Genomic DNA, 20,481 nt, shown 5'->3' with positions numbered 1-20,481 from the left:
CTATTTTGCAACAGCACCTTTTGTAAGGGCTTACTGATTATGTATCCTTCTTGCGAGCTTTTCTTTAATGTGCTGGACAAAGTCCTCATGCGGCTTCTCAAGGAAGAACATGGAAAGTCCTCCGAGTCCTACATGTGTCCCTACTGCCACGCCCATCTGCATCATGTATATGTCGCCATCGAAGCCTGTCTTGGAAACGAAGAGGTTCTTCAGGTTCTCTGCCCTGTGGATGTCAGAGGTATAACCGATAATCACGAAATCTGTCTCATCGTAGTCAACCCTCTCCATGAATTCCTGCACGTAGAAGTTAAGCACCTGCTTCAGTCCGCGCTTCTTGGCAACCACTGCACCCTTGGTGTTCTTCATGGACATTATTGGCTGGATTCCAAGCATCTTTCCTATGATCGCACCGGTACCTGAAAGCCTTCCGCTCCTTATGAGGTTTTCAAGGTCCTCAACGGAAAGGAAATGCTTTATCCTGTACTTCACGTGTTCGCAGTAGTCGATTAGCTCGTCAAAGCTGTAGCCAAGGTCCCTGAGCCTTGCGCACTTCATTATCAGCCAGCCGCTTCCGTGGCTCATTGAAACGGAGTCTATGACCTCTATCCTTACCTTGGATCCAGGATTGTTCTCAAAATAAAGGCCCTTCGAAAGCACAGCCCCCTGATAGGAACCGCTGGTGCCGCTGGACATGCAGATGCAGAGTATCTCGTCATAACCTGCCTCTTCAGCCTTTCTGAAGCAATCCATGTATGATTCAGGGGTTGGCATGGAGGTCGTGGGCGGCTTTAAGTAGGTAGCGAGCCTCGAGTAGAACTCATCGGCTGTTATGTCGATCCTGTCACGGTATTCACTGCCGTCAATTGAAACCACAAGCGGCGCGATTGATATGTCATATTTTTCAAGGACCTCATCCGAAAGGTCACAGGTTGAATCAGCCATAAGTTTTATCTTCATAATTTCTCCTAAAAAACCGTTATTTTAATCGTTTGCAGATGTGTTATTCATGAAGAATAGCATAGTGAAGATGAACTTACAATAAGCAGTAAAAAATTTATTACCACCGTGCGTATGAAAAGCTATGAAAGCTGGATCGTCAGGCTCAGCTTTCATAGCTGACTTTGGATCCCTTGTTGCATAGCGAATATTTTCTCGTGTAATCCGAAAATTTGGACTGTTCTAAGGTAATGCAATATTATAACATATTAAAACAATATTAACAGATATGTACAAACTATGCGCGATTTGGTAGACTTTTACTTGTACGGACAACATGAGGGATGTCCTGATAGGAAAGGAGAAATTATGAGGTACGTGTATGCAGCTATTTCAGTCGTAAGCGCGATTCTGCTTCTCTCAACCCTTATCTGCGGATCATGGATACGTTATAACAACATCACTGACCCGGGATCCCTGGGCTTTCATATGAAGCTAGGGACATTGTCAGTGCTGGCTGGACTTGTTACTTCTGTACTTCTTCTCATTCTTTCATTCCGGAGGGTGCCATGAAGATACTTGCGATAATAGGAAGTCCGAGGGGAAAAGGAAACACATACAGGACTGTAAGGCAGGCAGAGGAATGCCTAAGGTCATTGGACAGTTCACTTGAGATGGAATACCTGTTCCTTAAGGATGCAGGGCTTGGAACATGCAAGGGCTGCTACCTGTGCTTCCTGAAAGGAGAGGATTCATGTCCCATAAAGGATGGAAGGGCGGACATCGAGAAAATGATGGAAAATGCAGATGGTGTGATTTTCGCTACACCGGTATACGCATACAATGTATCGTGGATCATGAAGAACTTCATCGACAGGTTCGCATACGTCTGCCACAGGCCCAGGTTCCACGGTAAGAAGGCCATGATAGTGGCAACAACAGGGGCTGTAGGACTGGTTTTCACGACTCTAACCCTCGGATTCGAAATAGGAACATGGGGCTTTAAGGTCAGCAGCAGGCTTGGGGTAATGCATCCTGCTGAAGAGATAAGGCAGGAGCAGCGCATGAGGCTTGAGAAGAAGACCATAAGCAGGACAGCAAAGGCCTGCAGGAAATTCCATGATGACCTGACAGATAAAGGTAAGCCTGATCCCGGATTCATAAGCATACTTTCATTCCGGCTTCAGAAGGATGCATTCTCAAGGAAAAGCAAAGACCTTGCTGACTACAGGTACTGGAAAGGGAAGGGATGGCTGGAAGATGATGCCAGATACTATTGCGAGGCGAAATCCAGTCTGCTAAAGTATCCGTTGGCTTCGTTAGTAGCCTGGATAATGTCATTGATGCAGCCAGAGCCTTCCGGTGAAAACTAATCATCATGATCCGCTGGAGGGAACAATGGAATCCTTTGATATTCAAAGAAAATACCGGAATTGTTCAAGAAGTTCACAGGGGTCTGTGATATAATAATTGTAAGAAACATGGAAGCTTTGCGCCGGTGGCGCCGATATGCGTTCCACAATATGCGACACTTACCGGCCTCATGCGGGGTCGGTTTTGTTTTATTCATATATTCTTGCAGCAAGTTCAGCTTGTGATGCTAACGGTCCAAGGAAGGAGGTAGTCATCATGTTCAGGAAGATACTCGTAGCTACAGACGGGTCTGAGTATTCCAGACATGCGTTTTCAGCAGCAGTGGAAATGGCAAAGGGATTCGGTTCAGAGATTGAACTGCTTCATGTCATCATGAAGCATCCGCATATCATGGCAAGTGAAGTCAGCGCAGGGGTAGACATGACAAGCATGGAGTATGAAGCGCACAGCAAGACTGCAATGGAAGACACAATGAAGGGGATCGATGTCGGAGAGATCAAGGTTGAGACTAAGATTGTCCATGGATATCCATCGCAGGAGGTTGTCGAGGAAGCGAAGAAGGGCGCAGACCTTATAGTCATGGGAACCAAGGGTCACGGACCATGGGCCGGAGCAATAATGGGAAGCGTAACACAGAGGGTGGTTTCTAACGCACCTTGCCCTGTACTTGTAGTCAAATAGCTGCATACTTGTGAGTTCAGGCTCAGATAGCATAAAAATTCATGAGGGCCGCCGGATTATTCCGGCGGCCTGATGCCTTACATGGTATCATATATGAAGCAGAGATCAGTAATGGAGGCAAACCATGGACGAGATAAGGCTTATAGACATCAGGGAAACGATCCTCACTGTAAACGGGGACGAGGCAGAGAAGGTGAGGGAAAGGCTTGGAAAGGACAGGGTATTCATGCTGAACCTCATGTCTTCTCCAGGCTCAGGGAAGACGAGCATAATCGTAGGCACCATGAAAAGGCTCAGGGACAGGTACAGGATAGGGGTAATCGAAGGGGATATCGATTCAATGGTAGACTCCGAGAAGATTGTCAGTGAAGGCGGATATGCGGTACAGCTGAGAACCGGTGGAGACTGTCATCTTGATGCTTCCATGGTCAGCTCCGCACTTGATACAATGGAAGTCAGGGATTTTGACGTGATATTCGTTGAGAATATCGGAAACCTTGTGTGTCCAGCAGAATTTGACATCGGTGAGAGCCTTAAGGCCATGATACTCAGTGTTCCGGAAGGTGATGACAAGATACTGAAGTATCCCAACATGTTCAGGGTCTGTGATGTGCTCCTTGTAAACAAGGTAGATGCGGCAGGGTATTTCGACTTTGATTTCGAAGCCCTTGAATCAAGGGTCAGGGTGCTTAATCCTCAGATGAGGGTGTTCAGGGTTTCTGCGAGGACCGGGGAAGGACTAGATGAATGGTGCACTTACATTGAAGAGAAAATAACAGCATACAGGGAAAAGACAGACACACTGTGATCAGAAGGGGACCTGAAGATGCATGAGCTTCCGCTTACACACAGGATATTTGCCCAGGCCATGAAGGCGGCCGAAGAAAACGGGGCGGTAAGGATTGATGCTGTCTACCTGAAGGTAGGCGAAATGAGGGATTTCATCGAGGAGATCACCCAGAAGTACTGGGACCACATAAGCAAAGGAACGATAGCAGAAGGTGCGAAGGTGAGATTCATCCGTGTGCCTGCAGCCGCAGGCTGCAGCTCCTGCGGTGAAATCTTCAACTTTGACTGGAGGTCAAAGGCTGTGACCATATGCCCGAAGTGCGGGAGTACCGATGCAGCCCTATACTCAGGGTCGGAGCTTGAGGTAGTCAGGATAGCCATAGTATGAGGAAGATTAATTTTTGGGGTGCGAAATGAACGAAGAATTGTACAGAAGGCTGGCAAAGCATCTGGATGACCTGCCGGGTGGTTTTCCGGAGACTGAGTCAGGAGTTGAGATCAGGATACTTAGGAAGCTGTTTACACCGGAGGATGCCAAAATGGCTCTTGCCTTAAGCATAATCGAGGAGGAGCCAAGGGTAATCGCCTGGAGGATGGGCATTTCTACAGCTGATGCTGAAAAAAGGCTTGACGAGATGGAGAAGAAGGGGCTGATCTACGGAACAAGGAAGGAAGGCCAGCCGCCAAGGTACATGGCATCCCAGTTCGTGGTGGGTATATGGGAATACCAGATAGGCAGGCTTGACCTTGAGCTGATAGGCTACTTCGAGGAATATGCACCATATCTACTTGACTCCAGGACCTGGAAGAAGACGCCTCAGCTAAGGACAGTTCCGGTAGGCGGATCTGTTGGAGGGGACACTGAGATATTGTCCTATGAGAAGGCTGAGGAACTGGTAAGGGCTCAGACTAAGTTTACAGTGACCCCTTGCATCTGCAGGACAGAAATGGAAATGATGGGGGAGGGCTGCGGAAAACCAAAGGAGACCTGCCTGTCCTTCGGACAGGGAGCGGACTTCTACCAGCGCATAGGCAGGGGAAGGTCCATCACCATGGAGGAAGCCCTTGAGGTCCTGAAGAAGGCAGACAAGGCGGGCCTTGTCCTGTCCCCGGGAAACGAACGCGACGCCGTGTTCATATGTGCCTGCTGCGGATGCTGCTGTGGAGTACTGAAGACACTTAAGAAGCAGCCAAAGCCTGGAAGGCTCGTGTCATCGCCATTCATGGCTATTGTTGACAAGGACCCATGCATAGGGTGCGGTATCTGCATCAGAAGATGCCAGATGGATGCAGTTACTGTGACTGGCAAGAAAGCGATAATCGATGAGGACAGGTGCATCGGCTGCGGACTGTGCGTAACGACCTGCCCTGTCAGGGCCATCAGACTCATGAGGAAAACCGGGGGTGAGCAGCCATATGTACCGAAGACTATCACCCAGACCTTCATAAGGCTCGGGAAGGACAGGGGGAAGCTCTCGAACGGAAAGCTGGTAAGGATGCTCCTAAGGTCTAAGGCTGACAGGTTTTCTGCGCCAAAGTGAAGATGACAGCCTGCCAGAGTCCAAATAATCTCTTTTTAAACTTTGCGTAGTAGAATACTTTCTTGTAAAGGATAGCCAAATACAAAGTGATATCGGAAGGATGCTGAAAATGAAGGAAAGACTAAGGAAACTCATGCAGGGACGCTACGGCGTAGACGAGCTGTCAAGGCTTATGGTATATGTCAGCTTCGTTGTCATGCTCATAGGAAGCTTTGCCAAAAACCCATACATCAACCTGGTCGGATTCGCGATGACAATATACGCGTATTCAAGGATATTCTCCAAGAACCACAGGCTGTGCTCATCCCAGAACCTCAAGTACGTGCAGGTCAGGGACAGGTTTTTAAGGAAGATAGCGAACCATGTCCAGATAATGAAGCTGAGCAGGACCTACAGGGTATACAGCTGCCCGGGATGCAGGCAGATGGTGAGGATACCCAAAGGGAAGGGCAAGGTCGAGGTAAAGTGTCCGAAATGCGGTACCAGATTCTCCAGGAAGAGCTGACATAAAAGAGGAGTAGGGATGGATAGAGATTATGTGGTCCGTTCTCACCTGAACAGGAATTCAAGGAAACACATCATGCTGGCCGTTATTGCAGTCGTGCTCATCTTGGCAGCTGCGTGCGGCCTTATACCCGTCGACCAGGATACCGGCATAATGGGCACTGTCACACTTGGCCCGGTAAACCCGGTGTCAAAGCCTGGTGAGACAGATAGTGTTCCATACCCTGACGCTGAGTTCATCGTCAGGAACCTTTCTACAGGAAAAAGCCTCAAGGTAAAGTCTGACAAGGATGGCATGTTCAGGGTGCTCGTTCCTGAAGGAAGCTATGTTCTGGAATCAGATCCTGATGGTGTCAAGCTTCCATACCTTAAGCCCGTTGGGGTAGAAGTGGTAAAGGGAAGCTTTACCGAGGTCAGTTTAGGATTCGATACCGGGATCAGATGAGGTGGTCGCTCTGGTTGAGTAACCTGATGCAACCTCAGGTTAGCTTTTGCTTCTAAAGTGAACTTATTGTTAAAGTGATAAATATAATTGTCATTGCTATTGTTTAGTTTTATAATAAAGGCAATAGCTCGAGCCTTGTCAAGGGACAAGGCCAATGGGTATTGACCGTTTATTCAATGCCTCCCGTGTTTGGAAAGAGTTATGGGTAACCAATCTGGTGACCTATGATTAAAATACGGGAGGTATTGTTTTATGTCAATTCAAGGCGGATGCTGGCAGTCTCTATTAAGGGTCAATCTTACGGACAGGTCGGTAAGAAAAGAGAAGATCGAGGACGATGTGCTCAGGAAGTATGTTGGCGGTGCGCTTCTTGCTGATAAGCTGCTTTATGATGAGCTTTCTCCCGGTATTGACCCATTAGGTCCCGAGAACAAGCTTGTCTTCTTTGCAGGACCCCTTACAGGTACCAGGGCGATCTGCGCAAGCAGGATGGGGGTTGCCACAAAGTCACCCCTTACAGGAACAATCTGCAATTCGTTCAGCGGGGGCTACCTGCCGGTTGAGCTTAAGTATGCCGGCTATGACATGGTCGTGATTGAAGGTGCTTCAGATGAACCGGTCTATCTCTCCATAAAGGATGACAAGGTAAGCATACGTTCAGCTGAGAAGCTGTGGGGCATAAATGCCCTTGACACACAGATATACCTAAAGGAAGAACTTAATGACCAGAGCTGCCGCATCGCATGCATTGGCCCTGCAGGTGAGAACATAAGCCTCATCTCCTCGATAATCAATGAGCAGAGGGCAATGGGAAGAAAGGGAGTAGGGGCCGTCATGGGAAGCAAGAAGCTCAAGGCGATTGCGATAAGAGGAACCCAGACAGTTCCTGTAGCCAATCCCGAAATGCTTCAGGCAGGAGTGGCAGAATTCACCAAGGCCCTGAAGGACTCACCATTCGCCTATCCCGTCTTCTCACATGTAGGTTCATCCTCTGCGGTTGATGCGGCTCAGGCAGTAGGCGTATTCCCAAGCAGGAACTACACGGATACGGGCTGTCAGGATTACTCCTCCATAGGGCCTGAGGCCCTGGCGGAATATAAGGTCAGGAGGAACAACTGCTATGGATGCCCGCTTGGCTGCAGCCAGGTCAGGATGGCGAAGACCGGAAGGTACGCTGGAATAGCTACGGAGGGACCGGAATATGAGACCCTCTACTCCTTCGGATCCATGCTGGGAATAAAGAATCCTGAATTCATATTTGCTATGGACAGGCTCTGTGACGAACTGGGGATTGACTCCATATCTGCAGGTGTCACCATTTCAATGGCCATGGAGCTGTATGAGAAGGGACTGCTGCCAGGGACTGAGGGGCTGGACCTGACCTGGGGGAATGAGGATACCATCGCAAGACTCGTCAGGATGATGGCATATAAGGAAGGGCTTGGCGAAATGATGTCTGATGGTACCAGGATATTTGCGAAGAAATTAGGAAACGGAGCGGAAAAGTATGCCATGCATGTCAAGGGGCTTGAGCTCCCCGCATATGACCCGAGAGGCCTCAAGGCCCATGGACTAAACTTCGCAACCTCATATAACGGTGCGGACCACAACAGGGGCTATGCATTCCAGGAAGTGTTCGGTATGCCGTTCCCATACCCTGTAGAAAGGCTGGCAATAAAGGGGAAGGGCATACTTGCGAAATTCAATCAGGATTTCTGCGGTACCTACGATGTGGCTACGCTCTGTGAGTTCCCGACCCAGCTTGCCATGCCCCATAACGCGCAGGAGGTCGTTGCAATGCAGCTTACCGGTGCAACCGGAATGGAGTTCACAAAGGATGATGTGTGGGCTCTTGGGGAAAGGCTTAACAACCTGAACCGCATGTTCAATGTACGGGAAGGATTCTCACGAAAGGATGATACCCTGCCTGAACGGTTCCTGAAGGAAGAACTCAAGGATGGCCTGTCAAAAGGTGAACTCATAACGGAAGCAGACCTCAATGCCATGCTTGATGAGTACTACGAAGTCAGGGGCTGGGATGCGAACGGGATACCAAGGGAAGATAAGCTGAAGGAGCTTGGACTTATCTGATGGGTAAGATCGAGCTTCGCGGATACGCCAGCTTCAGGGCACTGTTCGGCGACACGGTCACCTTTGTTGAGATTGAAACACCCTGCAGCATAGAGGAATGCATCGATAAGCTGGATGGGATCCTTGACCATAGGCTGAAACCCATGATCAGTGACAAGGACGGAAATCAGGACATCTTTGTAAGGATACTCCTTAATGGCAGGGAGATAGCTTTCCTGAAGGGGCCTAACCGGATGGTAAATGACAATGACATCCTTCTTTTCATACCTGTGCTGGGTGGTGGCTAGTCCAAGGTCAGAACCTGTGGTGAAAGGATCTCCTGGATCAATCATGGAAGGTCATGACAGGAAAGCTGCAATTTGATACTTGAAACAGATGACGCTGGCGGAATCATTCCGCCAGCGTCAATTTGTGTTACATCTTAGGTATTACGTTTGATTTTCAAGTGATTTTTTTGTAACGGAAATACTCGTTACTTCAGCTCCTGCATCGCATTGTAGACTTTCTCAGCTGTTATGGGAAGCTCCCTTATGCTTACTCCCACACCATTGAGGATCGCTCCTGCTATAGCAGGTGATGGGGTGTTGATTACGACCTCACCAATGGATTTCGCTCCGAATGGTCCTGTAGGCTCGTAGCTGCTCTCAAAGTCGACGCGGATGGTTCCAACGTCAAGCCTAGTCGGGATCTTGTACTGCATGAAGGAGTTGTTGTAGAGCTGGCCCTTTTCACTGTATATGATGTCCTCATAAAGAGCCATTCCTATTCCCTGGGCAATTCCGCCTTCTGTCTGGATCCTTGTGATGTTGGAGTTTATGACTGTCCCGCAGTCCACTACCCCCACATAGTCTATTAGATCCACCTTTCCGGTCTCCTTGTCTATCTCCACCTCAGCCATGCCCACCATGAAAGGCGGCGGGGATGTCTGTGATGAGAAGGATTCTGTTGCATAAAGAGAGTTCCTGTTGCCATCCATCTCGGAGTTTCCGATATCCCTGAGACTTACTGATTCATTGGTTTCAACGTTGTATACCTTGGTTCCGTCGAAATCGACCTTGTCAGCGTCGCATTTGAGCTTTGATGCCCCTGCCTTCTTTATCTTCCCGACCAGCACTTCACAGGTCTTTACCGTAGCCATTCCTGTGACATAGGCTGTGCTTGAGGCGTAGGAGCCCTTGTCATACGGTGAGGAGTCCGTGTCAACTCCATGGACAACTATGTCGTCCACCGAACAGTCAAGGCAGTCAGCTGCAATCTGCGCCAGTATGGTGTCGCAGCCTGTGCCCATGTCCGAAGCTCCGATTCCCATGGTATAGAATCCATCGTCATTGACCTTCAGCGACACTGCAGCCGTATCCACCTTGGATATGCCTGATCCCTGCATGGCCATTGCAACTCCGACGCTCCTGACCTTTCCGTTCCCAAGGTCCTTTGCAGGATACTTCTCATCCCAGCCTATCATTTCCTTGGCCCTTGCCATGCACCTGTCAAGTGCGCAGCTGTTCAGCTGCTCACCATAGTACGCATACATCTTCTGGCCTTCCTTAACCATGTTCAGCTCCCTGAGCTTCACCGGGTCCATGTTCATCTTCACTGCAAGCTCATTGACCGCTGATTCAACGGCAAATATGCCCTGCGGTGCCCCGTAGCCCCTGTAGGCGCCGGCTGACATGACATTGGTGTACACGACATCGAAACTGAACCTGAAGGCATCTGTCTTTCCATACAGAGGTATGGACTTGTGTCCTGAAAGCCCTACTGTAGTGGGTCCATGTTCGCCATAGGCGCCTGTGTTTGAAAGGGTGTGGAGGTCGATCCCGCGGATGATACCATCCTTGGTCGCTCCGACCTTGACCGTCATCTCCATCTCATGCCTCGGGGAACCTGCTATATGGGATTCCTGCCTCGAGTAGACAATGAGCGCAGGCTTTCCTGTCTTCATGGTAACTATTGCGGGATATATCTCAGAAACGGCAGTCTGCTTCGCACCGAAGCCTCCGCCTATCCTTGGTTTGATAACCCTTATCTGTGACTTTGGTATTCCAAGCGCATTCGAGAGTATCCTCCTCACATGGAAGGGGATCTGGGTGGATGACACGCAGGTCAGCCTTCCGAAGGCGTCCTTGTATGTGAATGTGCGGAAGGTCTCCATCATTGTCTGGTTGTTTGCCTTGGTATGGTAGGTCTGTTCTACGACATAGTCACAGCCTGCCAGGACCGCATCTATGTCTCCGTGCTGGTCGGAGGCGCTTGCGCAGAGGTTCCTCCTGTTGTCGGCACCTACCGGTCTAAGGCTCCTCCAGTCTTCCTCCGGATGGATCAGAATGGGATTGTCCTTTGCTTTCCTCAGGTCAAGGATATGCTCAAGGACCTCATACTTCACCGAGATGAGCTTCAGCGCTTCATCAACTGCAGCTGCAGTAGCTCCTGCAACTATTGCCACCGGGTCGCCGACGAACCTCAGCCTCTGGTCGAGAATGAGCCTGTCGTACGGGCTTGGTTCTGGATATGTCTGGCCTGCAAGGGTGAACCTTTCTCCGGCCACATCCCTGTAGGTCAGCACGCATTCAATTCCATTGACTGCCGAAGCCTTCTCCGTATCTATCTCTGTTATCAGGGCATGGGCGTGCGGGCTCCTCAGGAGCTTAACAACAAGGGCATCCCTTGGTGCCAGGTCCTGGGTGTAGACTGGCTTTCCTGTTACCAGGGACATGGCGTCCTTTTTCCTTATGGGCTTGCTTATATGACGCATATCATTTCCCTCCCTTGCTCGAGAGATAGTTCCTTATCGCTCTCTTCTGACCCATATAGCCAGTGCACCTGCAAAGGTTGCCTGCGAGATACAGGGATACCTCGTCGTCAGTCGGATCCTTGAGCTCCCTTGACATGGCTATGACACTCATGACAATTCCAGGGCTGCAGAATCCGCACTGCTCGGCTCCCTGGTCTGCAAGGAACTCTCCGAATTCAGCAGCTTCCTTCTGTAGTCCCTCCAATGTATAGACATGCTTGCCGTCAGCCCTTGCAGCGAGGGTAGAGCAGGAAAGTATCGGCTTGTCATCCATGATGACACTGCAAAGTCCGCAATTGGAGGTCTCGCAGCCTCTCTTTACGCTGCCGCAGCCGTTTTCCCTCAGGAAGTCAATGAGAAGCTTCCCGTCTTCAATTTCCCTTGTGATCTCTTTTCCGTTAAGCCATAGTCTTATCGTCATGCCTTTTCACCTCCGAGAAGTTCTGTCAGGCCGCGTCTGATGTACACCGAAGCGAGATGCTTCCTGTAGTCTCCGCCGGCACGCATGTCACTGCCGTAGGTGAACTGGTCCCTGGCCCAATCGGAAAACTTCGATATCTCTTCGTTTGTCGAGCCTTGCCCGAGTCCGCTGTCAGTGCTTTCGACAAGGCCGGCCTTTGAAGGCCTTGCTCCGACAGCCACATAGACAGTGTCCCCCTTTACAGCTACAGCTGCAGCTATGACTGGAAAATCAGTCCTTGTGTTCCTCTGTGACTGGTAGGATGCCTTCCTGCCGTCCTTCTTTATGATCACCCTGACAAGGATGTCCGTATCAGGCTTCATCTGTGCGAATTCCTTAAGGGGAACGATGCCTCCCTTATAAAGCTCAGCGTAAGTATCGAGAGCCATAAGGCATGTCAGCACGTCTGAGAACCCGAACCTGCCGTATACGCTTCCGCCCACTGTGGCTCCGTTCCTAAACTGCACTCCTACTATGTGGTGAAGGGCATCCCTTACGAAACCACCGAATTCCTTGTCTATTCCCTCATGAAGCTCAAGGCTCCTTAGTGAACACATGCTGCCTATCCTGAACTCCTCGCCTGACTCCTCTATCGTATCGAGTCCGAGCCCCGACAGGTCGATAGCTTCCGCAATGTTCCTGTTTCCCATCTTCATCCACATGAAGCCTCCAAGCACTACCCTTGAACGTTCCTGGTTAAGAACATAGGCTTCCTCAAGACTGCAGGGTCTTACGACCTTTTCGATGCTTGCCACACTAATCCCCCCAAAAGTATATTTTTGTCCGAACAACTTCCTTCAATCCAAAATTATAATCCAATTAAGCATACCGGGTTTGGACAATTGGAAAACATACGGTAAATATTTGCCGTATCGCGCCAATAAGGCCGCTTCGAGGTCACTCCAGGGTGACCGGTAAGGGCCCGGAGCCATAAGGATTACGAACGATAATTTGATGAAGGTGTTCTTTGTTCGATATATCCATTATACCCGTTATCCGCCTCCATCTCCACAAAAACCTTGGCAAAATGCTGCTATGGATACCTGTCCCTGAGAATGGATTCTCTCTGATTAATTATGCCGTTGCTGCCTGGGTCCCATATATGAAAAGGGACAAAAATGATATACTTAAGTCAAAGTATTCTGATTATTGGGCCAAAGCATCATATGGTCACAGGAGGTCATGAAATGGTACGATTCACAAGGCTGTCTGAGGACGGCAGGAAATACGTGGCAGATGCGGGAAGTATGACAATTGCTGATGGCAACTGCACAGGTGAGCTGATCGAGAGACTTGCGAAGTTCGAGAACATGCACGAGCACATCATGAAGGAGCACGAGGAGCTGCCGAAGGAGCTCCAGGCCTTGAGGGATGCAGAGAAGACAAAGACGTACAAATACAGGGATGTGTTCACAAGGAAGCTCATGAACGACTCCTTTGTGGTGGAGCTTATGGGATTCGGATTGAAGTGATATTAAAGGGAGGCTGCATATGGACAGGTACAAAAGGAACAGGATTGCATTCGGACTCGGGACCATCGGACGTGACATGCTGTTCACTCTTATCAGCATGTACCTCATGGTATACCTTACTGAGATACTTGACCTGCCTGACAGCGTCATGTGGTGGATGACGGGAATACTCACTGTCCTTCGTATATTCGACGCGGTGAACGACCCGTTCATGGGGTACATAGTTGACAACACACATTCAAGATACGGGAAGTTCAAGCCATGGATAGTCATTGGAGGTCTGATAGGAGGGATCCTCACTGTCCTTTTGTTCACTGACCTTGGCTTAAGCGGAACTCCGCTCATACTTTCCTTCGGAACGATCTACCTCCTCTGGGACCTGATCTACGGAACCAATGACATTGCCTACTGGTCAATGCTTCCTTCACTTGCGATCGACCAGAAGGAAAGGGAGAAGACGGGTGCCTTTGCAAGGATCTGCGCAAACATTGGCATGTATGCCATAGTTGTCGGCATACTTCCTGTCACCAATGCGCTGGGAGGTGACAAGAATGCCTGGTTCATCCTGGCGGTGTCTGTCGTTGCCATAACCTGGCTGTTCCTCCTGTTCACACTGATAGGAGTGAAGGAGGACCGGTCACTGTACAGGAAGGAAGAGCATACTACACTGAAGGAGATAGTAACAGTACTCTTCAGGAACGACCAGCTCATGTATACTGCAGTATCCATGGCACTCTTCATGATAGGGTATGTGACTACGACGACCTTCGGGGTATACTTCTTCAAGTATGCCTTCAGGGATGAAGGCATGTATCCGGTTTTCGCGGGGATACTCGGTGCTTCACAGCTCGCGGCGCTTTCAGTGTTCCACCTGTTCTCCAGAAGGTTCACGAGGAAGCAGCTGTACGGGGCGGCGACAGTAATGGTCGCGGCAGGCTATGTGATATTCTTCTTCTCACCGATGAACATGGTGTTCATAGGGATATCGGGAGTTCTCATATTTGTGGCCGAGGCATTCATACAGCTGCTGATGCTCATGTTCATGTCTGACACCGTTGAATACGGACAGTGGAAGCTTGGAAGGAGGAACGAAAGCATAACCTTCTCAGTGCAGCCATTCATCAACAAGATAGGCGGAGCGATAGCGAACGGCATAGTCGGGGCGACCCTAATACTTTCAGGGATAAATTCTGCGGCTAAGCCCGAGGATGTCACAGCAGAAGGGCTCCTAATCATGAAATTCTCAATGCTCATCCTGCCTCTCTTCTTCATTGCTGCAGGCTATTTGGTTTACAGGCTGAAATACAGGATAGACAAGGAAATGTTTGACACGATAGTCGAAGACCTCACTCTCCGGGGAGACTTCATAAGACAGGAGTGATTGCAGTGCTTGACATGAACTCAACTCTACGGGACATATACAGGAATCCGATAGGCAGGGACATTCTAAGGAAGATCCTTCTCCAGTCGGGAAGGAACGAAAAACTTATTGAGAACAGGATCATAGGGTCAATAAGGCTTGGCTGGATACGAAGGCTATCTTTTGGAAGGGTGGACAGGGGCCTTCTTGAGAGCGTGATCTCACTTCTCAATAACGAGGATACAGTACAGGAGTATAAGGCAAACAATACCCGTGCCTGGTGGAAGGAGGCAGTATTCTATCAGGTCTACCCAAGAAGCTTCATGGATTCAAACGGAGACGGAGTTGGTGACCTAAGAGGTCTCATAGGAAGGCTCGGCTACCTTTCAGAGCTTGGCATAGACGCTGTCTGGCTGTCCCCGGTCTATGACTCGCCAAATGATGACAACGGATACGACATCAGGGACTACAGGAAGATCATGTCTGAGTTCGGGATCATGGAGGACTTTGACGAGCTGCTTTCAGAGCTCCACAGGAGAGGCATGAGGCTCCTCATGGACCTTGTGGTAAACCACACCTCCGATGAGCACGAATGGTTCAGGGAGGCGGTACGTGACCCGGAAGGGAATTACGGGGACTACTACATCTTCAGGGACAGACCCAACAACTGGACCTCGTACTTCGGAGGGAGCGCCTGGCGGTACATCGAGGAGAGGAAGGAGTACGCACTTCACCTTTTTTCTGAAAAGCAGATCGACCTCAACTGGGAGAACGTATCTGTCAGGGAGGACATAAGTGATATGGTCAGGTGGTGGCTGAAGAAGGGTGTCGACGGCTTCAGGCTTGATGTAATAAACTACATTTCGAAGCCGAAGGGGCTTCCTGACGGCAGCGAGATAATAGGAAAGCTCATGGGATATACAGGTGTAGAGAAGTACTTCTTCGGTCCGAAACTCAATGATTACCTTAGGGAGCTCAGGAGGGATGCCTTCGAGCCCTACGGTGCCTTCACGGTGGGGGAGACTCCGGGAGTCGGCATCGAGATGATGAAGCTCCTAACTGCGGAGAGAAGGAAAGAGCTGGACATGGCTTTCTCCTTCGACCACCTTGAAAATCCCGGTCATTCCAGGTTCGATGAATACAGGTACGACCTGAACTGCTACAAGAGCTTCATAACCGAATACATGGAAAAATACAGCCCGTATTGCCAGATGTCACTTTTCTACGAGAACCATGACAACCCAAGGATGATCTCAAAGGTGGATGGAGATGGGAAGCTGCGTTGGATACTAGGAAAACTCCTTGCTGTTATGCAGCTTACCCTCAAGGGTACCCCTTTCATATTCCAGGGGCAGGAGATAGGCATGGTTAACAAGGGCTTCAGGTCAATGGAGGAGTTCAGGGATGTTGAGAGCTTCGGCAAGTTCGAAGAGTTCAGGAAAGTCCAAGGTGAGGAGAAGGCTTTCAGAAGGATCCTTGCAGGATCCAGGGACAATGCCAGGATCCCCATGCAGTGGAGCAAGGAGCCAAATGGCGGCTTTACGGAGGGAATACCATGGATAGGGACAGGTGACATCGAGGTCTGCAACGCTGAGGACCAGATGGGTGACAAGGATTCGCTCTGGTCATTCTACCGTGACCTTATTTCAATCAGGAAGGATCATCCGGCGCTGGTCTACGGGGACATTGAAGTCACAAACAAGGATAAAAAGGACATATTTACCTACTTCAGGAAGGATGATAGCGAGACGCTCTTCATCGAATGCAACCTATCCAGGGAGGCAATCAGGAGGGTAGGACCTGTTCCTTCAGGAAGAAGGCTTGCTTCAAACTATGATGAGTCTAATGAAGACCTCAGGCCTTACGAGGCTTCTGTCTGGATTACAAGGGAGGAGTGAATATGAGGAGGAAGAACAGCGGGAAATTAATCATTACAGCTGCGCTTATGCTGATGCTTGCGATCATAAATGGATGCTCGGGCGGATTCAGCAACAGTGTGACAGTCAGCAGGGAATTCAACACTCCCTATAGCCTTTCCATGTCGTATATGAAGTTCAATGGAAGCAAGATGGGGGAATACATAAACATCCCTGAAGGCGGGACTGTTGAAATCAGGACAGTCGTGATAACCGAAGGCGGAGAGCTCTCTATAATCGTATCAAGGGAAAAGAAGGAGGGTGAGGTTGTATACAGGGCTGACAACATAAAGACTTCGGAATTCACCATAACCATTTCAGGTAAGGGACAGTATCTCATCTGGTTCGAGGCGAAGGACCACAGGGGAGAGTATCATCTTGACTGGCACTAAACTGTGTACCCAGATCAGGCAAAAATATTCAGTTGAAAGGTCCGGTGTTCCGGACCTTTATTTGCATTCAAAAAAAGTTTAGAAGCCTATTGACAGACTAACTACCGTTAGTTAGAATAAAACTAACAAATGTTAGTCAAGGAGGAAAACAGGTTGGAACTATACTTTGGAAGCACCCTATCTGCAGCCAACACATTGCTCATTGCCGGCATAGCATCATTCATCGCATTGCAGTACCATGGAAGGGGACGCGCTGCAGGCTGGGGGAGAAGACTTCTGATACTGGTTTCAGCAGGCCTTCTTGTATGCATCCTTGCTGCAATCCGTGACAACTACGCTCTTTCTGTAGCTGCTGCCTCTACCGGTGGAGAAACGGGGCTTTTCTCTGTTGAAAGCTTCCAGTCAGTATCAGCAAGCCTGGCAGGATTGGCTATAGCAGCTGTCTCAATTTCCACGTTGTTCATCAGGAAGGACAAGTATAGCAAGGCTGCCTTCTTCATGGTTTCAGGAATATTTGTGATGAAGCTTCTCCTTGTAGAAGCGTCAAGGATAGTGATGGGGGGATAACATTGGAAAAGATGAGCACGAGACAAATGATAATAGCTGAGGCACTTGACCTGTTCTCGGTAAAGGGATACGAGGGGGTGTCCATGAGGGACATAGCAGCTAAGGTTGGAATAAAGGCATCATCCCTTTACAACCACTTTTCAAGCAAGGCGGACATCTTCAGCAGCATTGTAGAGGAGATGTCTGAAAGGTATGAGACGGCGATGGGAATGATGAGAGTGCCCCATGGGGAAGAGGATGAGGTAGCGAAGACGTACCTTAATATAACTGAAGAACAGTTTGTAGCAATTGCGCAGAACCTTTTCCTGTACTTCCTTAAGGACGAATTCGCATCCAGATTCAGAAGGATGCTGACCATTGAGCAGTTCAGGGATGTTGCCGGGGATGTTTTCAGGAAGTTCTTCATTGATGGCGCGCTTGATTTTGAAAGCTCGCTGTTCAGAAGCCTGATAAGTAAGGGCGGCTTCAGGGAAGCAGACCCCTATGTCATGGCGATGCAGTTCTACTCACCTATATTCCTTCTGCTGTCAAAGTATGACAGCTTTCCAGAGAAGGAAAGTGAAGCGTTGGATCTTCTTACAAGGCATGTAATTCAGTTCTCAAAGATATATTCATAAAAGGAGCAAAGGAAATGGAAATGACAATTATCCACGGGCAGGCCCACAAGGGGTCGGGCTGGCACATGACCAGAAGCATCGCAAAAGCGCTCGATGACGGCAACGCAATCATACATGAGTTCAGTCTTCCCGTGGATGCAGACAAGTTCTGCATCGGCTGCTACAACTGCATCCTTAGGGGCTGCGAATTCTGCCCGCACAGGGACAGGATACAGCCGATAGTACAAGCCATGGAATCATCGGATATCATAATAATGGATTCTCCGACATACTGCATGGAGATGAGCGGAGCCCTGAAGAGCTTCTTCGACCACCTGGGCTACATGTGGATATCACACAGGCCGAACAAGGCTATGTTCAGGAAGGTAGGGATAGTTGTATCGACTGCAGCAGGTGCGGGTGCCAGAGGGGTTACAAAGTCCATGGCAAGGCAGCTGTTCTGGATGGGAGTCCCTAAGGTATACAGGCTTAGCATGAACGTAAGCGCTGCCAAATGGGAGGATGTGACTGACAAGGTCCGTGCAGAAATAGACGAAAGGATTTCAGCCATTGCAGGAAAGGCAAGGGGAAGCGTGAACACTGCAAAGCCCGGATTGAAGCAGAAGGTCCTATTCAACATGATTGCCAGGATGCATAGGGGCAACACCTGGAACCCGGTTGACAGGAACCACTGGGAGAGCATGGGATGGCTTGATAAGGCGAAGCCCTGGAATGCTTCATGACAACAGGATGGGTAAAATCAGGCATTTCATCTGCAATAGGATGAGGGCCCTTGAAAATGAATCTTATTGCAAATCTGGGATGGATTAGTTATGGTATAGGTGATTAATCTAGGAATTAAGAGGTGCGATATGCAGGAAATACTGATGCTTGAGCCGATTTTTGTAAGCAGGCTTTGGGGCGGGACAAGGATTAAGGAACATTTTGGTTATGAGGTACAGGATTCCAATATAGGTGAATGCTGGGCAATCTCAGCTCACAAGAATGGAGATTGCAGAATAAGAAATGGGCTGCTAAAGGGCAATACACTGTCATCAGTGTATAAGGAGCACAGGGAACTTTTCGGAAACAGCGAGGAGCCGGTTTTTCCACTGCTTACGAAAATCATAGATGCAAGCGATGACCTCAGCATACAGGTTCATCCCGATGATGAATTTGCCAGGGAAGTTGAGAACGACCTTGGAAAGACCGAGTGCTGGTATATCATAGACTGTACTGACGATGCAAGGATCGTCTATGGCCATAACGCAGCTACAAGGGAAGAACTGAACCAGATGCTTGATGATGGCGAGTGGGACTCCCTTATGAACAGCATTCCGATCAAGCCGGGTGATTTCTTTTATGTTCCGGCAGGAACAGTACACGCGATATGCAAAGGTACGTTGATTCTGGAGACTCAGCAGTCTTCTGATACCACATACAGGATATATGACTATGATAGGGTGGATGATAAAGGCAGTAAAAGACAACTGCACTTTGACAAGGCGAAGTCAGTCATATCTGTGGATAAGGCTGCAAAGAATCCAGAACCAACAACATACGAAGAGGAAAACTGTGTCCGGACAGTCTATGTATCAAGCGAGTTCTTTACTGTTGAAAAATGGACCACCGATGGACCTGTCAGGATGGGATCCACAAATTACAAGCTCTTCAGCGTCCTTGATGGCAAGGGAACGGTAAATGGCTCAGAAATCAGTAAAGGTGACCACTTCATCCTTACGTCTGCTGCAAGCAGTATAGTGCTCGACGGGAATCTTGAGCTTATTGTCTCGTTTGTGTGATGAGTTAAGAAAGGATTGTATAATTTGAAATATCGGGTGATCCATCAACTTACCGAGAGGAATTTTGACAAGGAAGCGAGTAAAAGTGAACTGGAGGTTCTGGATTACCTGGAAAAGAACTTCACGAGCATACCCTTCCTATCTGTCATCAAGGTTGCAAACGAGAGCTTCACTTCGCAGGCTACTGTCAACAGGGCATGCAAGCTGCTGGGGTTCCAGGGATTCAGTGAAATGAAGTATGCTGCCAAGGAAGATATTGAACTGATGAACTCAACCAGCGAACGGCATATCGCGAACACCGAGTATATCCTGAGAAAGATCAACTTTGATGGAGCAGCCTGTGTTTCAGATGCCATCATCGGCAGCAGAAGAAAACTGATGATATTTGGATTAGGCGGTTCCAACATATCCGCACTGTATCTTCAGCGGCAGCTGCTGTACCTTGGCATTCCGTCACTGCTTGTTGCTGAGATGCAGATGTTCAAGAATTTTGAAGGCTATTCGCTTATCGTCCTGTCCAGTTCAGGTGAAACCCAAAGATGCCTTCAGATTGCCAAGGAAGCGAAAAAACTTAAGATGAAGGTCATATCGATAACAAAGAACGGATCAAGCCTGATGAATCTGAGTGACTACTGCTTCCACCATGATGTGCCTGTAGATAAGATGAAAGGTATTTCACGAGAACAGCAATTGCATATCATGATCATGGTCAATGAAGTCGTGGACCAGCTTAAGAAGAAGCTGGATATTTAATCCGTAAATTT

At 49.0% G+C, this 20,481-nt stretch carries 23 protein-coding genes and 1 riboswitch; of the genes, 19 read left to right on the top strand and 4 right to left on the bottom strand.

What is annotated here, in order from left to right; genetic code table 11:
* Positions 1 to 30: 30 nt before the first annotated feature.
* Positions 31 to 957: a DegV family protein gene (locus T472_RS18925; RefSeq protein WP_023388004.1), complete on the bottom strand. Its 927-nt coding sequence runs from the start codon at positions 955 to 957 to the stop codon at positions 31 to 33.
* Positions 958 to 1,305: 348 nt separating this feature from the next.
* On the opposite strand from T472_RS18925, the gene T472_RS18920 reads away from it, so the two are divergent.
* The 10 genes from T472_RS18920 (at position 1,306) to T472_RS18875 (ending at position 8,648) form a co-directional block, all read left to right on the top strand.
* Positions 1,306 to 1,509, top strand: coding sequence for a hypothetical protein (locus T472_RS18920; RefSeq protein WP_023388003.1), 204 nt, complete (start codon positions 1,306 to 1,308; stop codon positions 1,507 to 1,509).
* Positions 1,506 to 2,309 (top strand): NAD(P)H-dependent oxidoreductase, encoded by an 804-nt coding sequence (locus T472_RS18915; RefSeq protein ID WP_023388002.1) that lies wholly within the window; start codon positions 1,506 to 1,508, stop codon positions 2,307 to 2,309. The genes T472_RS18920 and T472_RS18915 overlap by 4 nt, the downstream gene beginning before the upstream one ends.
* A gap of 256 nt (positions 2,310 to 2,565) precedes the next feature.
* The gene (locus T472_RS18910) at positions 2,566 to 2,991 is read left to right on the top strand and encodes a universal stress protein (RefSeq protein ID WP_023388001.1); all 426 of its coding nucleotides are present in this window, start codon (positions 2,566 to 2,568) and stop codon (positions 2,989 to 2,991) included.
* A gap of 124 nt (positions 2,992 to 3,115) precedes the next feature.
* Positions 3,116 to 3,799, top strand: a complete 684-nt coding sequence (gene hypB / locus T472_RS18905; RefSeq protein ID WP_023388000.1) for a hydrogenase nickel incorporation protein HypB — start codon at positions 3,116 to 3,118, stop codon at positions 3,797 to 3,799.
* Between the two features lie 18 nt (positions 3,800 to 3,817).
* The gene (locus T472_RS18900; protein ID WP_023387999.1) at positions 3,818 to 4,168 is read left to right on the top strand and encodes a hydrogenase maturation nickel metallochaperone HypA/HybF; all 351 of its coding nucleotides are present in this window, start codon (positions 3,818 to 3,820) and stop codon (positions 4,166 to 4,168) included.
* Positions 4,169 to 4,193: 25 nt separating this feature from the next.
* Positions 4,194 to 5,321, top strand: a complete 1,128-nt coding sequence (locus T472_RS18895) for a 4Fe-4S dicluster-binding protein (RefSeq protein WP_152975214.1) — start codon at positions 4,194 to 4,196, stop codon at positions 5,319 to 5,321.
* A gap of 109 nt (positions 5,322 to 5,430) precedes the next feature.
* Positions 5,431 to 5,826, top strand: a complete 396-nt coding sequence (locus tag T472_RS18890) for a BRcat domain-containing protein (protein WP_023387997.1) — start codon at positions 5,431 to 5,433, stop codon at positions 5,824 to 5,826.
* A gap of 18 nt (positions 5,827 to 5,844) precedes the next feature.
* Complete coding sequence (locus tag T472_RS18885; RefSeq protein ID WP_023387996.1) at positions 5,845 to 6,270, top strand: hypothetical protein; 426 nt, start codon at positions 5,845 to 5,847, stop codon at positions 6,268 to 6,270.
* Positions 6,271 to 6,384: 114 nt separating this feature from the next.
* Positions 6,385 to 6,486, top strand: a riboswitch (molybdenum cofactor riboswitch).
* Between the two features lie 36 nt (positions 6,487 to 6,522).
* Complete coding sequence (locus T472_RS18880) at positions 6,523 to 8,361, top strand: aldehyde ferredoxin oxidoreductase family protein (protein WP_023387995.1); 1,839 nt, start codon at positions 6,523 to 6,525, stop codon at positions 8,359 to 8,361.
* Complete coding sequence (locus tag T472_RS18875; RefSeq protein ID WP_023387994.1) at positions 8,361 to 8,648, top strand: MoaD/ThiS family protein; 288 nt, start codon at positions 8,361 to 8,363, stop codon at positions 8,646 to 8,648. Before T472_RS18880 ends, T472_RS18875 begins: the two co-directional genes overlap by 1 nt.
* A gap of 185 nt (positions 8,649 to 8,833) precedes the next feature.
* Here T472_RS18875 and T472_RS18870 read toward each other — a convergent pair whose 3' ends face one another.
* From T472_RS18870 to T472_RS18860, 3 genes are read right to left on the bottom strand one after another with little or no spacing between them, the layout of a single operon-like run.
* Positions 8,834 to 11,113: a xanthine dehydrogenase family protein molybdopterin-binding subunit gene (locus T472_RS18870; protein ID WP_023387993.1), complete on the bottom strand. Its 2,280-nt coding sequence runs from the start codon at positions 11,111 to 11,113 to the stop codon at positions 8,834 to 8,836.
* Position 11,114: 1 nt separating this feature from the next.
* Positions 11,115 to 11,573: a (2Fe-2S)-binding protein gene (locus T472_RS18865; protein WP_023387992.1), complete on the bottom strand. Its 459-nt coding sequence runs from the start codon at positions 11,571 to 11,573 to the stop codon at positions 11,115 to 11,117.
* On the bottom strand, positions 11,570 to 12,367 hold the full coding sequence (locus T472_RS18860; RefSeq protein ID WP_023387991.1) for an FAD binding domain-containing protein: 798 nt from the start codon (positions 12,365 to 12,367) through the stop codon (positions 11,570 to 11,572). The genes T472_RS18865 and T472_RS18860 overlap by 4 nt, the downstream gene beginning before the upstream one ends.
* A 432-nt stretch (positions 12,368 to 12,799) precedes the next feature.
* Here T472_RS18860 and T472_RS18850 point away from each other — a divergent pair, with 432 nt between their 5' ends.
* From T472_RS18850 to T472_RS18810, 9 genes are all read left to right on the top strand, one after another.
* Positions 12,800 to 13,084: a hypothetical protein gene (locus tag T472_RS18850; protein ID WP_023387989.1), complete on the top strand. Its 285-nt coding sequence runs from the start codon at positions 12,800 to 12,802 to the stop codon at positions 13,082 to 13,084.
* A 19-nt stretch (positions 13,085 to 13,103) separates the two neighbouring features.
* Entirely contained in the window at positions 13,104 to 14,465 is a 1,362-nt protein-coding gene (locus tag T472_RS18845) for a glycoside-pentoside-hexuronide (GPH):cation symporter (protein ID WP_023387988.1), read from the top strand.
* 14 nt (positions 14,466 to 14,479) lie between these two features.
* Entirely contained in the window at positions 14,480 to 16,342 is a 1,863-nt protein-coding gene (locus T472_RS18840; protein ID WP_040908281.1) for an alpha-glucosidase, read from the top strand.
* A gap of 2 nt (positions 16,343 to 16,344) precedes the next feature.
* Complete coding sequence (locus tag T472_RS18835) at positions 16,345 to 16,752, top strand: hypothetical protein (RefSeq protein ID WP_023387986.1); 408 nt, start codon at positions 16,345 to 16,347, stop codon at positions 16,750 to 16,752.
* A 153-nt stretch (positions 16,753 to 16,905) separates the two neighbouring features.
* Positions 16,906 to 17,319, top strand: coding sequence for a hypothetical protein (locus T472_RS18830; protein ID WP_023387985.1), 414 nt, complete (start codon positions 16,906 to 16,908; stop codon positions 17,317 to 17,319).
* A gap of 11 nt (positions 17,320 to 17,330) precedes the next feature.
* Positions 17,331 to 17,936: a TetR/AcrR family transcriptional regulator gene (locus T472_RS18825; protein ID WP_040908279.1), complete on the top strand. Its 606-nt coding sequence runs from the start codon at positions 17,331 to 17,333 to the stop codon at positions 17,934 to 17,936.
* A gap of 14 nt (positions 17,937 to 17,950) precedes the next feature.
* Positions 17,951 to 18,658 (top strand): flavodoxin family protein, encoded by a 708-nt coding sequence (locus tag T472_RS18820; RefSeq protein ID WP_023387983.1) that lies wholly within the window; start codon positions 17,951 to 17,953, stop codon positions 18,656 to 18,658.
* A gap of 129 nt (positions 18,659 to 18,787) precedes the next feature.
* The gene (gene manA, locus T472_RS18815) at positions 18,788 to 19,717 is read left to right on the top strand and encodes a mannose-6-phosphate isomerase, class I (protein WP_023387982.1); all 930 of its coding nucleotides are present in this window, start codon (positions 18,788 to 18,790) and stop codon (positions 19,715 to 19,717) included.
* A 36-nt stretch (positions 19,718 to 19,753) separates the two neighbouring features.
* Positions 19,754 to 20,470, top strand: a complete 717-nt coding sequence (locus T472_RS18810; protein WP_207643995.1) for a MurR/RpiR family transcriptional regulator — start codon at positions 19,754 to 19,756, stop codon at positions 20,468 to 20,470.
* Positions 20,471 to 20,481: the final 11 nt, after the last annotated feature.

It is taken from the genome of Youngiibacter fragilis 232.1, from assembly GCF_000495435.3.
GTDB lineage: Bacteria > Bacillota > Clostridia > Clostridiales > Clostridiaceae > Youngiibacter > Youngiibacter fragilis.
The sequence above is the reverse complement of the archived record's forward strand: the minus strand, read 5'-3'. Positions and strand labels throughout refer to the sequence as shown.

Bases quoted from the DNA above. Each gene is read 5' to 3' on its own strand.
- T472_RS18895 (WP_152975214.1), top strand. From the start codon at position 4,194: ATGAACGAAGAATTGTACAGAAGGCTGGCAAAGCATCTGGATGACCTG.
- T472_RS18910 (WP_023388001.1), top strand. From the start codon at position 2,566: ATGTTCAGGAAGATACTCGTAGCTACAGACGGGTCTGAGTATTCCAGA.
- T472_RS18925 (WP_023388004.1), bottom strand. From the start codon at position 957: ATGAAGATAAAACTTATGGCTGATTCAACCTGTGACCTTTCGGATGAG.
- T472_RS18825 (WP_040908279.1), top strand. From the start codon at position 17,331: ATGAGCACGAGACAAATGATAATAGCTGAGGCACTTGACCTGTTCTCG.
- T472_RS18890 (WP_023387997.1), top strand. From the start codon at position 5,431: ATGAAGGAAAGACTAAGGAAACTCATGCAGGGACGCTACGGCGTAGAC.
- T472_RS18850 (WP_023387989.1), top strand. From the start codon at position 12,800: ATGGTACGATTCACAAGGCTGTCTGAGGACGGCAGGAAATACGTGGCA.
- T472_RS18900 (WP_023387999.1), top strand. From the start codon at position 3,818: ATGCATGAGCTTCCGCTTACACACAGGATATTTGCCCAGGCCATGAAG.
- T472_RS18915 (WP_023388002.1), top strand. From the start codon at position 1,506: ATGAAGATACTTGCGATAATAGGAAGTCCGAGGGGAAAAGGAAACACA.
- T472_RS18865 (WP_023387992.1), bottom strand. From the start codon at position 11,573: ATGACGATAAGACTATGGCTTAACGGAAAAGAGATCACAAGGGAAATT.
- T472_RS18875 (WP_023387994.1), top strand. From the start codon at position 8,361: ATGGGTAAGATCGAGCTTCGCGGATACGCCAGCTTCAGGGCACTGTTC.
- T472_RS18880 (WP_023387995.1), top strand. From the start codon at position 6,523: ATGTCAATTCAAGGCGGATGCTGGCAGTCTCTATTAAGGGTCAATCTT.
- hypB (WP_023388000.1), top strand. From the start codon at position 3,116: ATGGACGAGATAAGGCTTATAGACATCAGGGAAACGATCCTCACTGTA.
- T472_RS18870 (WP_023387993.1), bottom strand. From the start codon at position 11,113: ATGCGTCATATAAGCAAGCCCATAAGGAAAAAGGACGCCATGTCCCTG.
- T472_RS18920 (WP_023388003.1), top strand. From the start codon at position 1,306: ATGAGGTACGTGTATGCAGCTATTTCAGTCGTAAGCGCGATTCTGCTT.
- T472_RS18885 (WP_023387996.1), top strand. From the start codon at position 5,845: ATGGATAGAGATTATGTGGTCCGTTCTCACCTGAACAGGAATTCAAGG.
- T472_RS18820 (WP_023387983.1), top strand. From the start codon at position 17,951: ATGGAAATGACAATTATCCACGGGCAGGCCCACAAGGGGTCGGGCTGG.
- T472_RS18840 (WP_040908281.1), top strand. From the start codon at position 14,480: ATGAACTCAACTCTACGGGACATATACAGGAATCCGATAGGCAGGGAC.
- T472_RS18835 (WP_023387986.1), top strand. From the start codon at position 16,345: ATGAGGAGGAAGAACAGCGGGAAATTAATCATTACAGCTGCGCTTATG.
- T472_RS18845 (WP_023387988.1), top strand. From the start codon at position 13,104: ATGGACAGGTACAAAAGGAACAGGATTGCATTCGGACTCGGGACCATC.
- manA (WP_023387982.1), top strand. From the start codon at position 18,788: ATGCAGGAAATACTGATGCTTGAGCCGATTTTTGTAAGCAGGCTTTGG.